Origin of the sequence: Anabaena azotica FACHB-119, assembly GCF_014697625.1 — a bacterium.
Taxonomy (GTDB): domain Bacteria; phylum Cyanobacteriota; class Cyanobacteriia; order Cyanobacteriales; family Nostocaceae; genus Trichormus; species Trichormus azoticus_A.
This window is the reverse complement of the sequence record NZ_JACJSG010000002.1, coordinates 184,840-199,067: the sequence shown is the minus strand read 5'-3', so window position 1 is coordinate 199,067 and position 14,228 is coordinate 184,840. Positions and strand designations below refer to the sequence as shown.

The window sequence follows — 14,228 nt, the reverse complement described above, 5'->3', positions numbered from 1 at the left end:
GAAAAATCTTGAACCTCCCTATCCCTAGCCCCTAGCCTCTAGTTGTAGCGGACATATCGTCTACGGACATAGGGACGACGGATATATCGGCTGCGGACATAGGGGCGACGAATATATCTTCTACGTACATAGGGGCGACGGTATCTCCTGCGGACATATGGGCGACGGTATCTTCTGCGGACATATGGACGTTGAGCAAGTAAAATACCTTCAGTTTGATTATTAATTAGGTTTGCCTCTACTTCAACGCTTTTTTGATCAACACCATCAGCGTTGATACTAGCTTTTGCTTCAGCGAGAAAAGGCGGATAAACAAAGCTACAAAGCAATAATGCAATCGAAGTTAGTTTGGCAAAACTTTTCATTTTTTTAAATTTTAGTAAAAATCAATCACCATAAAAAACATAAAGTTTTCTTGATGATAAATATCTCTATCCATAGAATGATATTTTTAATAGTTAAAAAGTCATAAAAAAGAGATAGCAACAAATTTAAGTAACCATCAACTATGAAAACTTCTCAGCTAAAAATAATAACTTCTAAAAAATCCAGCCGATTTATATTATTATGATCTGGGTGGTAAATAGCAGTTTGCAATATTACCACCCAACACCGATTTGTAGTTTTCAATTTATCTGCACAGGTCGATTTTAGCGTTAATCATTATTAATAACGCCGCCAATCGTATATGTGTCTGCCGTGGCGATCGCGGACAAGTTCCCATCCACCATGACGATAGTAGCCGTGATAACGTCCTCGACGGTAGTAATGTCTGTAGTAATGTCCGTTATGATAGCGCCGTCTATAATAATGCCGTCTATAACGTCGCCGTCCATAGTAGTGCCGTCTATGGCGATGGTGCGCTAGCAGCAGTGGTCTGCTTTCACCTCCGACCAAATTTGTTTCTGCTTCCACACTCTGTTCTTTGAGAACATTATTTTGAGTGCTTTCTTTAGCTTCAACCAATGTAGGTGGATAGATGAAAGCTAATAACAAAAACACGATTGAGGATAGCTTCTGAAAACGGTTCACGTCTTTGCTTGTCCTAAAATATAACTAATAGATTTATTTAATACTAGAATTAAGGATTTATATAGCTCAAAACTCACAAACCTAAATCACGTAAAAGTAATGAAAGTACTAATATTAAATGCTGGTTCTAGCAGTCAAAAAAGTTGTTTGTATGAAATTCCCGATGACGCGCTTTTAAGCGAAGCACCGCAACCGCTTTGGGAAGGAAAGGTTAACTGGACTCAAGATAGGGGTGTGGCGGAAATTGCAGTAAAAACAGCCAAGGGTGCAACGCTGCATGAATCGATTTATGGTGACTCTCGTCAAGCACACGTCACCTATATGCTGTATACTCTCAGCCGTGGCGCGACTAAAGTTATCGGACAATTATCAGAAATCGATGTGGTGGGACATCGGGTGGTACATGGTGGGCAAAATTATCGTAATAGTGTGATTATCGACGAGGAAGCGAAACAGGCGATCGCCAAATTATCCCACCTCGCCCCAGCCCATAACCCCGCCGCCTTGGAAGGTATAGAAGCGATCGAAAAAAGCTTAGGTGATGTCCCCCAAGTTGCAGTATTTGATACTGGCTTCCACGCCACCTTACCCGACGCAGCCGCCATCTATCCCGGCCCCTATGAATGGGTAGAACAGGGTATTCGTCGTTACGGATTTCATGGTATCAGCCATCAATACTGTTCTGCCCGTGCAGCCCAAATTCTGGGTAGAGATTTGGCATCTCTGCGGATAATTACCTGTCATCTTGGCAATGGCTGTTCCTTAGCCGCCATTAAAAATGGTCGCAGCATTGATACCACAATGGGTTTCACACCCCTAGATGGGTTAATGATGGGAAGCCGCTCCGGTTCCATTGATCCGGGAATTATCATACATTTAATGCGACAATCTGAATATTCCGCCGAAAGATTAGACTATGTTTTAAATAAAGCATCCGGCTTGCGGGGAATTTCTGGCATATCCAGCGACTTACCCCAAGTGATAGATGCGATCGCCCAAGGTAACTATCGCGCCCAACTAGCCTGGGATATCTATGTCCACCGCCTGCGTTCTGGTATTGGTTCCATGCTAGCGAGTTTGCAAGGCTTGGATGTGTTAGTGTTTACCGCCGGCGCTGGGGAAAAGTCCGCAGGTATTCGTCAAGCTGCTTGTGAAGCTTTCGGATTTTTGGGATTAAAACTTGACCCCCAGAAGAATCAAGATAAACCAGTGGATGTAGATATCGCCACTGCTGATTCTACAGTACGGGTGCTGGTAATTCATACTCAGGAAGATTGGGCGATCGCACAACAATGCTGGCATTTATTAAAACGATGAAAAGTACTGATATCAATTCACAATTAACGCCTGATGTGAATTAGAAAAACCTTTATTATCCAAACAATAGCCTAAGCCGGTAGCTCATGAGACTCGGTAGGGGCGGGTTCACCGGGATCATCGTTAATTGTTGATGATATTTGATTAACCCGTCCCTACAAATGTCTAGCCAATTACAAGATTTTTATCGTAATTCCGATGGTTAAAGACCCCTACGTCTGTACGTAGCAAATTTTCAGTTGGGGTTTAAATCCCCAACTGTTCGCGTAGCGTGCCGTAGGCAAAATGTCTTTAATGCGCGAATTTTGAATGCGCGAATTTTGAATTGTTAATCACATTAGACGTAACTTTTAATTTCAAAGGCTTGCAGCCCTGTCAAGAGTCACCTATCACCTGTCCCCTGCTATATTAAGCGCCGCACCACAAACCGACCCAGCCGTGGCAAAATAAAATTTAAACTGAGTTTGGCTACGATAGGCATAAGCGGCGTAATTAATGACAATAACACAGTACTAATATAAATTTTCTCTCTGCCAATATTAAAAATAATCAAAGAGATTGTAGGTAGAATAGTACTTATCCACCATGATAGCCGATGCCAATATTGATTATTAATACTCTTATCTTCCCGTAATCGATTAGCAAATAAAGAACGACTAGAGGCAATTGATATAGTTAAAAATAGCAATACTAAGATAAATGTGATAATATTTCTTCTTAGATAGGGGATATTTAAGTCAAAAATATTCCATGTTAAAAAGACACTAGTAACTAGCGAAGATAACTCCCAAACTAGCAGATTTAAACTACTCCTTAAACCAGCCAAAATTTGTTCAGTGAGCCAATAGTGAGCCGAGATAATCTTTTGGGAATCTAAATTATATTGCAAAAAATCCCGCTTAATCTTATGCAATATATCACCATGAAATAAAACAACGCTTTGCAAAATACAGTCTTCTTGAAGAGGATCAGCAACAGACAATTCCTCTCTTTGATAGCAAGATGTGAAAGTAAAACCTGCGGCTAAAGTTATGTTCTTTTGTAAAAATTTATGCCAAAAAGCCTTGAGGATATTTACTACAAAAAAAGTGTAAGACTTAGTTAGAGACTTATTATTATTGTCTTGCCCCTTACTTACTGGCACAAAACTAGAATTAAAACAGGCATAGTACCATAGAGACAGTAAAAGCTTTGGCGGAATTTCCAGAGAAATACCCGTAATTTTTGCTTGCTGAATTTGTTCTACAATTTGCTGATTTAGGTAAAAGGTATAGTGACTTTGCTCAACCTGAAGCTGCAAAATGTCACCTTGAGGAATTGGCAAGGAAATAGCAACTGCAACATCAGTAAAATTATTTGTTTGAATGTTATCGTTGTCCATTTTTAGATAAGTTCGCCAAATCTCTTACCAAATTAATCATAAAATCTAGCACTCCATGCCATTGCTTTTCACCAGCAACGACTCCTTCATTGTGGACTTGCAGGATTAACTTTTTTGCTTCTTCTGGTAAGCTAAATAAGTCTTTGTGATATCTAGTAATAATATCCCCATCCAACTGCATTACAGTTTGAGCATAAATAGTATCTGTTCTAGTGCTTGTCACATCTCCACCATCAAGCGCAGCTTTTAGTTCAGCAATTTTGCGTAGCGATCGCACAAATTTATCATTACTCAAAAGATACTGGATTTCTTGACGATTTTGTTCCCAGTCTTGTTGGCTTTGATTTTGATTATTTAAATTTTCCCTATCCAAAACAGGCGTAGGTGCAGGTAATATAGGACGAGCTAATTCTATATATTGAGGGTCAGATTCAACTATATTACCTTTTTTGATTTCCTTTAATAATTGCAAGCGCTGATGATATTGTTCTACTTTTCTATTATTCAATTGTTCATCCTCAATAATTATATAGAAATACTCTCTTTCTAACTGAGAAAATAACTCTATATAACGCTCACGTAATGGACTATCGTTAGGAATTTTTTTTACATCAAAATAGTCCTTATCATTTATAGAATAAATTTCCTGATATGCCTCCCAAGCATTAAATTTATTACCTGTGATATTAGAGACAACCATAGTATTAACTTCTAAGGCTGTAATATCATCAACTAATATCTGTACAGATGAGACAAATTTATTTAATAAATCTCTGGATTTAGACTGGATAATATCTGTAGCTTGAGTATTTTTTCTTAATTTACCACCATTATAAGATCCATCTCTATCTATATCAGGAGTCTGATAACTGTCAGATGCTGGTCTATTAGCCATAGTAATTACCTCTTATAATCCTGATAAAATCCTTGATTATGTAATGGCTTTAGGTAGTAATCATAAGCAGATTAATCGACCATTACACCTAAAATCTCCTTTTATATTTGTACAGTCTTGCGCGAATTATACATCTCCATAAGAATCTTATATATTTTCTGAACACTTTCTATATTCTTCTGCATGATTTCCCGACTATCTTTAACTTGCACTAGGTGGAAATTTAGTAATTCAGCATAAGGGCCACTAGCTAAAAATTGGCTACCTACTTCGTTTTCTATATCTCCACTTATTAAATTAATTTTGGTGTAAATTCGGTTGCCTGGTTTAGCCACTTTGGTTATGTTTACTGCTTCTTCACCCGATGTCGATGGCTCTTCTACCCAAGTAGTAATTTCCAACTCTACAACTTCAACTATGGCTGACTTAATAGCATCAATAATTCTATTAGCATCTAAATTATTAGAGTCAAGATGCGTAACTATTGTTTGGAAATCATCCTTCTCAGATTTCACAATTGAATTTTTATTTACCAATTCTTCAACGTCTGTATTTGCCATGATGTTATTACCGATAAGTAGTTTAAATGCTGACTAGATTCAATTCTAAGTGATGTGGAAAATTTTACAAACCTTTGGGAAATAAAGTTAAGTAAATTTAACAAATCACTCTGCCATATATTTGCATAAGGCTTCTTCAGTACAAGTATAACATAACACTTAACGGCTGTACTTTTATCCTACCTATGTAGGTATACCCTATAGATTTTGCTCAAGCACCAATATACGTAGTTGCTCAAACATAAGATACAGACTTGACAACAGAAGCCCTATCAGACGCTTAAAGTGTAACTGGCGTTAGGTTGCCAGGTTCATCAACTTGAATGATAAAGTTAAATATCTTTACGGGCAGACTACTTATATACAATCAAGCTAGGAAGATTATGCTAATATCTCGTCAAGCTATACTCGCTCCTTGCGTAGTCTGTTTATGCGCCTTAAGTATTGGCTGGATACAATCTCCGCGATTACAGGCGTTATTAAAGAATAAACAGGACATTCCTTTAGCGACCTTAGAAAAGGATATTCAGGCAGAGAAACTCAGGCTGAATTTACTTAAGAAGACACCCACATTCGGTTATGATAACTTAATGGCTAATTGGGTGTATCTGAATTTTTTACAATACTTCGGTGACGACGATGTTCGAGCTAAAACTGGTTACAGCCTTAGCCCAGATTATTTTGATGTGATTATAGAACGTGATCCCAGATTTTTGGAAGTCTATATCAGTCTCTCAACTAGTATTTCCCTCTACGCAGCTATGCCGGAACATTCTATAAGATTGATGGAAAAAGGCTTAAAATCTTTAAAACCCCATCTGCCAGATAAGTCATATTATGTTTGGCGGTATAAAGGAATTGATGAGTTATTATTTTTAGGCAATGCTCAAGCTGCACAACAGTCTTTTACAACAGCCGCAGACTGGGCGAGTAAATATACAGATGAAGAAAGCAAATATATAGCTATTACTTCTTTAAGAACTGCTAATTTTTTGCGAACCAACCCTAACAGCAAATATGCTCAAATTTCCACTTGGGGAATGATATTAAGTAATAACGTTGATGATGAAACTCGTAAAAGAGCAATTAATGCTATTGAAAAATTGGGAGGAAAAGTGATTACAACCCCTCAAGGCTTAAATCAAATTATATTTCCACCAAAAGATTAGTTAGTTGACAGTTATCAGTTATCAGTTAACAGTTAACAGTTATCAGTTATCAGTTGACAGTTGTCAGTTGTTACTAAAAAGAGCAAAAGCTTCTCCCCTGTCCCCTGTCCCCTGTCCCCTGTCCCCTTTCTCCTTTCCCCCTTTCTCCTTTCCCCCTTTCTCCTTTCCCCCTTCCCCTTTCCCCCTTCCCCTTCCCCCTCAATGTTCTGGTATAACGGTAAGTTCATTAATTCCCAAACTTTAGAGTTAGATATTTATGATCCTGGGTTGTTGTATGGGGCGACGGTGTTTACAACGCTGCGGGTTTATGGCGGTTCGCTGGATAGTAGTTTAACTAATTGGCTGGCGCATTGCGATCGCCTCCACACATCCATCCAATCTTTCGCTTGGGAACAACCAGACTGGAACCGAGTCCGTCAAGGTGCAGAATTACTCATCACAAAATTCCCCGTTCTCAGAATCACCATCTTTCCTGATGGTAGAGAATGGATTATAGGTAGACACCTACCTCAGAATTTATCACAAATGCAAAAACACGGCGTAGCCTGTACCCTCGCCCAACCAGAACTATATCGGAGTTTACCTTCTCATAAAACCGGGAACTACCTGAGTGCTTGGATGGCTAAGACTAACGCCGCAAAATCTAATTCTCAAGAAGCAATTTTAGTAAATAATGCCGGAAATTGGCTGGAAACCACCACAGGCAACCTGTGGGGATGGCAAAATGGGAGATGGTGGACACCACCTTTAACAGAGGGTATCTTACCGGGAATTGGGCGATCGCAGTTAATTGACTGGCTGCAAACCCAGCAACAGGTGGTCACAGAGGCTTGGACATCGGAAATTGTCAAAGGCTTTGAAGCGATCGCCTACACTAATAGTGTGGTGGAAGTTATTCCCATACATACCGTTCACCAGCATGGAGAATCGTTACAATATGATCCCTACCATTCAAATTTGCACAAACTTAGGCAACTATTCTTAGCATAATGGGTGTATCATTTTGGTATAGGTTAAGATAAGTTAACATAATTCTCATAATGCCCTACGCACAAAAATACGGGAGGACAAACCTCGGTGAATAAAAGATGGAGAAATGCGGGGCTGTACGCGCTGCTGTTTATAGTTGTAATTGCGCTTGGCACAGCTTTCTTTGAAAAACAACCCCAAAATAAGGAGTCATGGCGTTATAGCCAGTTTATTCAAGAAGTTGAAAAAGGCAGAGTAGAAAGAGTTAGCTTAAGTGCAGACCGTTCTACAGCACTGGTAACACCCAAATACGATCCTAATAAAAAACTTGTTACTTTAGTCAACGATCCAGAATTAATCAATACTCTGACAGCCAAAGGCGTTGATATTTCTGTATTGCCACAAACCGACGAGGGATTCTGGTTTAAGGCTTTAAGCAGCTTATTTTTCCCTGTATTGCTGCTTGTAGGCTTATTCTTCCTGCTGCGTCGCGCTCAAAGTGGCCCTGGTAGCCAAGCTATGAACTTTGGTAAGTCCAAAGCGCGAGTGCAAATGGAACCCCAAACCCAAGTTACCTTCGGTGACGTTGCGGGTATCGACCAAGCCAAATTAGAACTCAACGAAGTCGTAGACTTCCTCAAAAACGCCGATCGCTTTACCGCCGTTGGTGCAAAAATTCCCAAAGGAGTGCTGTTAGTAGGGCCTCCAGGTACAGGTAAAACCCTCCTAGCGCGTGCAGTCGCCGGGGAAGCTGGCGTACCTTTCTTCTCCATCTCTGGTTCTGAGTTCGTGGAAATGTTCGTTGGTGTGGGTGCTTCCCGTGTCCGCGACTTGTTTGAACAAGCTAAAACCAACGCTCCCTGTATCGTCTTCATCGATGAAATTGACGCAGTTGGTAGACAACGGGGTGCAGGTTTAGGCGGTGGTAACGACGAACGCGAACAAACCCTCAACCAGTTACTCACCGAAATGGACGGTTTTGAAGGTAACACCGGCATCATCATTATCGCCGCTACCAACCGTCCCGACGTACTTGATGCCGCTTTATTGCGTCCCGGTCGCTTTGACCGTCAAGTTGTGGTTGACCGTCCCGACTACTCTGGACGTAGCGAAATCCTCAAAGTTCACGCCCGTGGTAAAACCTTGGCGAAAGATGTGGACTTGGATAAAATCGCTCGTCGTACCCCAGGTTTTACAGGTGCAGATTTGTCCAACCTGCTAAACGAAGCCGCCATCTTAGCAGCAAGACGCAACCTGACCGAAATCTCAATGGACGAAATCAACGATGCGATCGACCGCGTGTTGGCTGGGCCAGAGAAGAAAGACCGTGTAATGAGCGAAAAACGCAAAGTTTTAGTAGCTTATCACGAAGCCGGTCACGCCTTAGTGGGTGCATTGATGCCCGACTATGACCCCGTACAAAAAATCAGCATCATCCCTCGCGGACGTGCAGGTGGTTTAACTTGGTTCACCCCCAGCGAAGACCGCATGGATACAGGCTTATACAGCCGTGCTTATCTAGAAAACCAGATGGCTGTAGCTTTGGGTGGTCGTATCGCGGAAGAAATCATCTTCGGTGATGAAGAAGTGACCACAGGTGCTTCCAACGACTTACAACAAGTAGCCCGTGTAGCCCGCCAAATGATTACCCGCTTCGGGATGAGCGATAAACTCGGCCCCGTCGCCCTTGGTCGTCAACAAGGCAATATGTTCTTGGGACGTGACATCATGTCAGAGCGTGATTTCTCCGAAGAAACAGCCGCCGCCATTGACGAAGAAGTTCGCAAACTGGTAGACACAGCCTACACCCGTGCGAAAGAAGTGTTGGTAAATAACCGCCACATCCTCGACCAAATCGCGCAAATGCTGGTTGATAAAGAAACCGTAGATGCCGATGAACTGCAAGAAATCCTCGCAAATAACGACGTAAAAACCGCCGCATTTGCCTAGATAAGTTTGTAGTAAGCACTTTAGTGCTGAGAAATAAAAAAATGGGAGTAACTAACATAAAAATTACTCCCATTTTTTATGCTTAAAACTTAAGCATGAACAAGAAGAATTAATGATTTTGGCAAAGGTATAAGGGTGTGAGAATGTGGCTATTCAAAACCCTTATACCCAGTCTCAACAGACAACCTTTGTGCATAAATCCTCATATCAAAGATTCTCAGGATCAATACCCAAAGATAAAAGTCTTTCTGCTAATAATTGGGCGCGTTGTTGAGCCTGTTCCTTTTCCAAGCGCTCTTGTTGAGCAAGCTGTTGAGCTTGTTCCTTTTCTAAGCGCTCTTGTTGAGCAAGCTGTTGAGCTTGTTGAGCAAGCTGTTGAGCCTGTTCTTTCTCCAACCGCTCTTGTTGAGCAAGCTGTTGAGCCTGTTCTTTCTCCAACCTTTCCCTCTGCGCCAGTTCATCACCAGTAGATAAAACAGTGCCATCTTGATGACACCAACGTAACCAATTATCCTGTCTACCTTCAAATTCTCCAGTCCATAAAGTCACGCCTAAACCAACTTGTTCTAACCAAGTTTCTTGTATTTCCCTGTAATATCTACCATTTAGTTGATACACACGCAGTGTCTTGTCTCCTAATTGCTGAGTCGGGTCATACACAATATAGTAAATAACCCGCATTTTTTCATAAATTCTTAATTTCTTACCTAGTTCCTCACCTTCCTTATTCGAGACAATCTCAATCACAACTTCAGGAACCTTGCCAAACTTCCAAACTAAGTAACATCGGTTTTGTTTTTCCCACCAGTTTTCAGGAGTTTGGACATCAAAACTAATAAATACGTCAGGAACGATCGCCGCCTCACCATCGGTATGATAAATACCAACATTAGCCTCGGCTAAGAATGTCTGGTCTTGTAAAGAAGTATAAAGCGAACCAACTAATAAACGTTGTTGTCTGGCAGATGCAAAGTTATCCACAGGTGTATCATCTTCAGTGATTAGCTGGTTGGCATCTGGTACAGAGTAATCATCAGCATTGATTAAAACTTGCTCAACCATGATATACAGTCATTGCGAGGATTGTTTCTATATTAGTTGATTGAGAGCGATCGCTTTTGGCAATTATTAAGTAGCGCCAAAACAATCATATGGCGCTGCACTGCCCACCCTACAGATACTCACAGTTAAATTGAATAATTTATTTTTTGTTGTTTCTAAGAATTATCAGCCAGTAAACCCACCATAAATACAAGTTGGGGTAATTCCGCACATTTCAGAATTACCCCAATACAAATATATTTACCGCACAATCCAGCACACTTCTAATTTTCATAAAAGTTCTACCTGTGAAGCACTCCCACTTAATTAAACTCTAGAAGTTGGCTTCAAAAATAACCAAGCTACAAAGAAAGTTGCTGCTGTGAATAGTTGCGTTAAATCTAATGCAGATAAATAACCATCAGCAAAAGATGCAATGCTGCGGTCAGTAATACCGAATACCCAAGAGGACAGGCCAAATAACCATATCCCATTCTTGAGATTCCCTACAAACTCCTTAGTTTCCGTCTGTCGCTCGTCTTTCATACTTACCTGTTCTGTTACTAATAAATTGTGGAAAATTACTTGCGATCGCTTTTGACGCTTTGAGTACATCCATACCTATATTAATAAATATTTCACCAACTTGACAGCACTGCCAAAAGGTACATCTACTTATTTTGACATTCTTCCTTTAGTTCTGTTGCTACTGGTAAAGCTGCAACACCAAAGCTTTCAAGCTTTTAAGTTAAGAACATTTGGTGTTTTCTTTACAAAAACTACATATAACTATATATAACTTTATTTATATAACTGTGATATACATCACAAGACAGATGTTTTTTCTAGTATTGCCAAAAAGTTATATTCCATCAGGTGAAAAAGCTGAGAGAATCAGGCTTTAGATACTGCTCATACATGAGGAGAATTAACTTTAATAAAACAGTGGTAATACCAATTCTCTATGAAGTTGAGCCAAATAAATAATGTAGAGACGTTGCATGCAACGTCTCTACAGTAAAGAATAAAGCGCATCTTCATGAAGAAACGGTATAATAAATAGTAGATAGTTCAATGGCTGCAACCCAGTTAAACAAACTGCCTCCGACAGCGCAGTTACAAAAAAACGCTCAACCAGAGTTAGGGCTGGTTTGCATTACATTTGATAAGCAAGTGCGTTTTCGCACAATGACACGCACAAGGTATTTACAACTTTCCCTTGGTCAACGTGAAGGCGGGCTAAGAGAAATATATCTGCATAACTTGCAACGCCTCCATGATGCCCTAACATTTTGTCAGAACAATCATATCCGTTTGTATCGTCTCCCCTCTGGTGTGTTTCCCCTCAGCGATATGGCAGACCAAATTGGGGCAAAAATATTAGTAGAAATCACTGATGATTTGGGTCAAATTGGTGTACGCGCCCAATCTCTCAACATCAGAATGGTACTACATCCAGACCAATTTGTAGTCCTCAGTTCCGACTCTGCTGAAGTTGTACAAAACAGTATTAAAATTTTAGAAGATCATGCCCATATCTTTGACTTATTAGGTTTACCCCGTTCCCCTTGGTCATTGATGAACATTCACGGTGGAAAATCGCAACGTAGCGAACAACTAATAAAAGTCATCGCCAACCTACCAGAAAATATCAAAAATCGGATCACATTAGAAAACGACGAATACGCCTACAGCGCCGAAGAAATTTTCACAGTCTGCCAACAAGCTAAAATCCCAATGGTATTTGATGCCCATCATCATATATGCCACGAAAACCTAGACAGCTACGACCATCCCAGCGTTACCGCCATGTTTAACGCCGCCAGAGAAACTTGGACAAACCCAGAATGGCAATTAGTCCACATTTCCAACGGTGAACAAGCCTTCAAAGATAGAAAACATAGCAACTTAATCACCGATATGCCCAGCGTTTACCACCAAGCGCCTTGGATAGAAATTGAAGCCAAACAAAAAGAAGCAGCGATCGCCCATTTGCGGTCATGGTGGCTTATGGGACAATAGTCTTACTGAAACACTTTTTGCGTCTTTGCGTCTTTGCGTGAGACAACTTATAGACTATGGCGATCGCAATTGATTTTGGTACAAGTAACACAGTAATTGCCCGTTGGAACCCCGTCACCCAACAGCCGGAAACCCTCACCCTACCTGGTCTATCCCTCCAACAAAGCCTCAATCCCCCCCTGATTCCCAGCTTGGTGTATGTAGAAGATGCCTCCCAAGGTAAAATCTTAGCAGGGCAACAAGTACGCGATCGCGGTCTTGACCTCAAAGGTGAGGCGCGATTTTTCCGCAGTTTCAAACGGGGTATTGGCGCTGATATCCAAGGCTTCCTACCAGAACTAGACGGGCAAATTGTCACCTTTGAACAAGTGGGACAATGGTTTCTCACCGAAATCATCCAACAACTAGCACCCCAAGAAGGCGGCTTAGACTCCCTAGTTTTAACCGTCCCCGTTGATAGCTTTGAAGCTTATCGTTACTGGTTGGGTAAAGTTTGTCAAGCCCTCCCTGTGGAACAAGTGCGGATGTTAGATGAACCCACAGCCGCCGCCTTGGGCTATGGTTTAGCAGACCAAGAAATTTTGTTAGTAGTTGACTTTGGTGGCGGGACATTAGATTTATCCTTGGTGCAATTAAATAAACCCACACAAGGTAATACAAAACCTGTAGGTTTCTTGTTGAAATGGGGTAATAAATCTTTAGCAGAAGACTCAAAGCAAAAAACCAAAACTGCCCGTGTATTGGCGAAAGCTGGACAAAATTTAGGCGGTACAGATATTGATAATTGGTTAGTAGATTACTTTGCCAAAACGCAAGGATTAGCTGTTAGCCCAATCACAACTAGACTAGCAGAAAGAGTAAAGATTCAGCTATCAACTCAAAACCAAGCTAGTGAAATTTATTTTGATGATGAGAACTTTGAAAGTTACGAATTAGAATTAAACCGGGAAACTTTAGAAAGCATCCTCAAAGAACAAGCCTTTTTTGAACAACTTGATGATGCAATGGCTAATTTATTACAACAAGCCCGCCGTCAAGGAATTGAAATCACAGATATTAATGCTGTGTTGTTAGTTGGGGGAACAGTACAACTACCCGCCGTGCAGACATGGGTAAAGCAGTATTTTACACCAGAGAAAATCCGTTGTGAAAAACCATTTGAAGCGATCGCCCAAGGTGCTTTGCAACTATCCCAGGGTATAGAAATCAAAGACTTTCTCTATCACAGTTACGGTGTAAGGTATTGGGATCGCCGCAACCAACGCCACAGTTGGCATCCGATTATCAGGGCGGGACAAGGCTATCCCATGAGCCAGCCTGTAGAATTAGTCTTAGGCGCTTCCTTGGAAAATCAGCCCAGTATCGAATTGATATTGGGTGAATTAGGCGCAGAAACAGGCGGTACAGAAGTTTACTTTGATGGCGATCGCTTAATTACCCGCCGCCTAGATAATAATGTTACCAGCGTCAAACCCCTCAACGACAAAGAAGGCGCGAGAAGCATCGCCCAACTCACACCACCTGGATTTCCGGGGAGCGATCGCATTAAAATCTTATTTCAAGTAGATGAACAACGCTTTTTAAGAATTACTGTTGAGGATTTATTAACTAATGACACATTATTAGAAAATCAACTAGTAGCACAATTGAGTTAAATTTAGTTGATAGTCATTAGTTTTTTACTATTGTCTCTAAGAGATGTTTTATAAACAGGACTTACGCAAGTGTCACAATTGGGGGTTGGTGCGTGACGCTACAAGTCTCATTACTACGTTCAAATATTTTAAGAGCGTTACACACCCTACAGAAAAAATATGCCAGTTGCGTAAGTCCTAATAAAGTAAATCTGAAATTTTAATGGCTTGTCTAGCCTAAAATGTGGCAATAAATTT

Annotated in this window: 13 protein-coding genes; 6 read left to right on the top strand and 7 right to left on the bottom strand. The window is 40.8% G+C overall.

Annotated elements, in window-relative coordinates:
- Positions 1-38 precede the first annotated feature (38 nt).
- Positions 39-365, bottom strand: a complete 327-nt coding sequence (locus H6G83_RS02220; protein WP_190466278.1) for a hypothetical protein — start codon at positions 363-365, stop codon at positions 39-41.
- A 301-nt stretch (positions 366-666) separates the two neighbouring features.
- A complete protein-coding gene (locus H6G83_RS02215; RefSeq protein ID WP_190466275.1) occupies positions 667-1,032 on the bottom strand; it encodes a hypothetical protein in 366 nt (121 codons plus the stop codon).
- Positions 1,033-1,131: 99 nt separating this feature from the next.
- On the opposite strand from H6G83_RS02215, the gene H6G83_RS02210 reads away from it, so the two are divergent.
- Positions 1,132-2,349: an acetate kinase gene (locus tag H6G83_RS02210; RefSeq protein ID WP_190466272.1), complete on the top strand. Its 1,218-nt coding sequence runs from the start codon at positions 1,132-1,134 to the stop codon at positions 2,347-2,349.
- A 403-nt stretch (positions 2,350-2,752) separates the two neighbouring features.
- Here H6G83_RS02210 and H6G83_RS02205 read toward each other — a convergent pair whose 3' ends face one another.
- From H6G83_RS02205 to H6G83_RS02195, 3 genes are all read right to left on the bottom strand, one after another.
- Positions 2,753-3,730 (bottom strand): hypothetical protein, encoded by a 978-nt coding sequence (locus H6G83_RS02205; RefSeq protein WP_190466269.1) that lies wholly within the window; start codon positions 3,728-3,730, stop codon positions 2,753-2,755.
- Entirely contained in the window at positions 3,717-4,625 is a 909-nt protein-coding gene (locus H6G83_RS02200; protein WP_242044386.1) for a hypothetical protein, read from the bottom strand. Before H6G83_RS02200 ends, H6G83_RS02205 begins: the two co-directional genes overlap by 14 nt.
- A gap of 101 nt (positions 4,626-4,726) precedes the next feature.
- Positions 4,727-5,185, bottom strand: coding sequence for a hypothetical protein (locus H6G83_RS02195; RefSeq protein WP_190466266.1), 459 nt, complete (start codon positions 5,183-5,185; stop codon positions 4,727-4,729).
- A 383-nt stretch (positions 5,186-5,568) separates the two neighbouring features.
- Between H6G83_RS02195 and H6G83_RS02190 the strand changes: the two genes are divergently transcribed.
- The 3 genes from H6G83_RS02190 (at position 5,569) to ftsH3 (ending at position 9,273) form a co-directional block, all read left to right on the top strand.
- Complete coding sequence (locus H6G83_RS02190; protein WP_190466263.1) at positions 5,569-6,354, top strand: hypothetical protein; 786 nt, start codon at positions 5,569-5,571, stop codon at positions 6,352-6,354.
- Positions 6,355-6,555: 201 nt separating this feature from the next.
- The gene (locus H6G83_RS02185) at positions 6,556-7,344 is read left to right on the top strand and encodes an aminotransferase class IV (protein WP_190466260.1); all 789 of its coding nucleotides are present in this window, start codon (positions 6,556-6,558) and stop codon (positions 7,342-7,344) included.
- Between the two features lie 87 nt (positions 7,345-7,431).
- On the top strand, positions 7,432-9,273 hold the full coding sequence (gene ftsH3, locus H6G83_RS02180) for an ATP-dependent zinc metalloprotease FtsH3 (RefSeq protein ID WP_190466257.1): 1,842 nt from the start codon (positions 7,432-7,434) through the stop codon (positions 9,271-9,273).
- A gap of 207 nt (positions 9,274-9,480) precedes the next feature.
- On the opposite strand, the gene H6G83_RS02175 is transcribed toward ftsH3, so the two are convergent.
- The gene (locus H6G83_RS02175; protein WP_190466252.1) at positions 9,481-10,335 is read right to left on the bottom strand and encodes a Uma2 family endonuclease; all 855 of its coding nucleotides are present in this window, start codon (positions 10,333-10,335) and stop codon (positions 9,481-9,483) included.
- A 306-nt stretch (positions 10,336-10,641) separates the two neighbouring features.
- A complete protein-coding gene (locus H6G83_RS02170) occupies positions 10,642-10,860 on the bottom strand; it encodes a hypothetical protein (RefSeq protein ID WP_190466483.1) in 219 nt (72 codons plus the stop codon).
- Positions 10,861-11,388: 528 nt separating this feature from the next.
- On the opposite strand from H6G83_RS02170, the gene uvsE reads away from it, so the two are divergent.
- A complete protein-coding gene (gene uvsE, locus H6G83_RS02165; RefSeq protein ID WP_190466249.1) occupies positions 11,389-12,336 on the top strand; it encodes a UV DNA damage repair endonuclease UvsE in 948 nt (315 codons plus the stop codon).
- Positions 12,337-12,392: 56 nt separating this feature from the next.
- Positions 12,393-13,991, top strand: a complete 1,599-nt coding sequence (locus H6G83_RS02160; RefSeq protein WP_190466247.1) for an Hsp70 family protein — start codon at positions 12,393-12,395, stop codon at positions 13,989-13,991.
- Positions 13,992-14,228 lie beyond the last annotated feature (237 nt).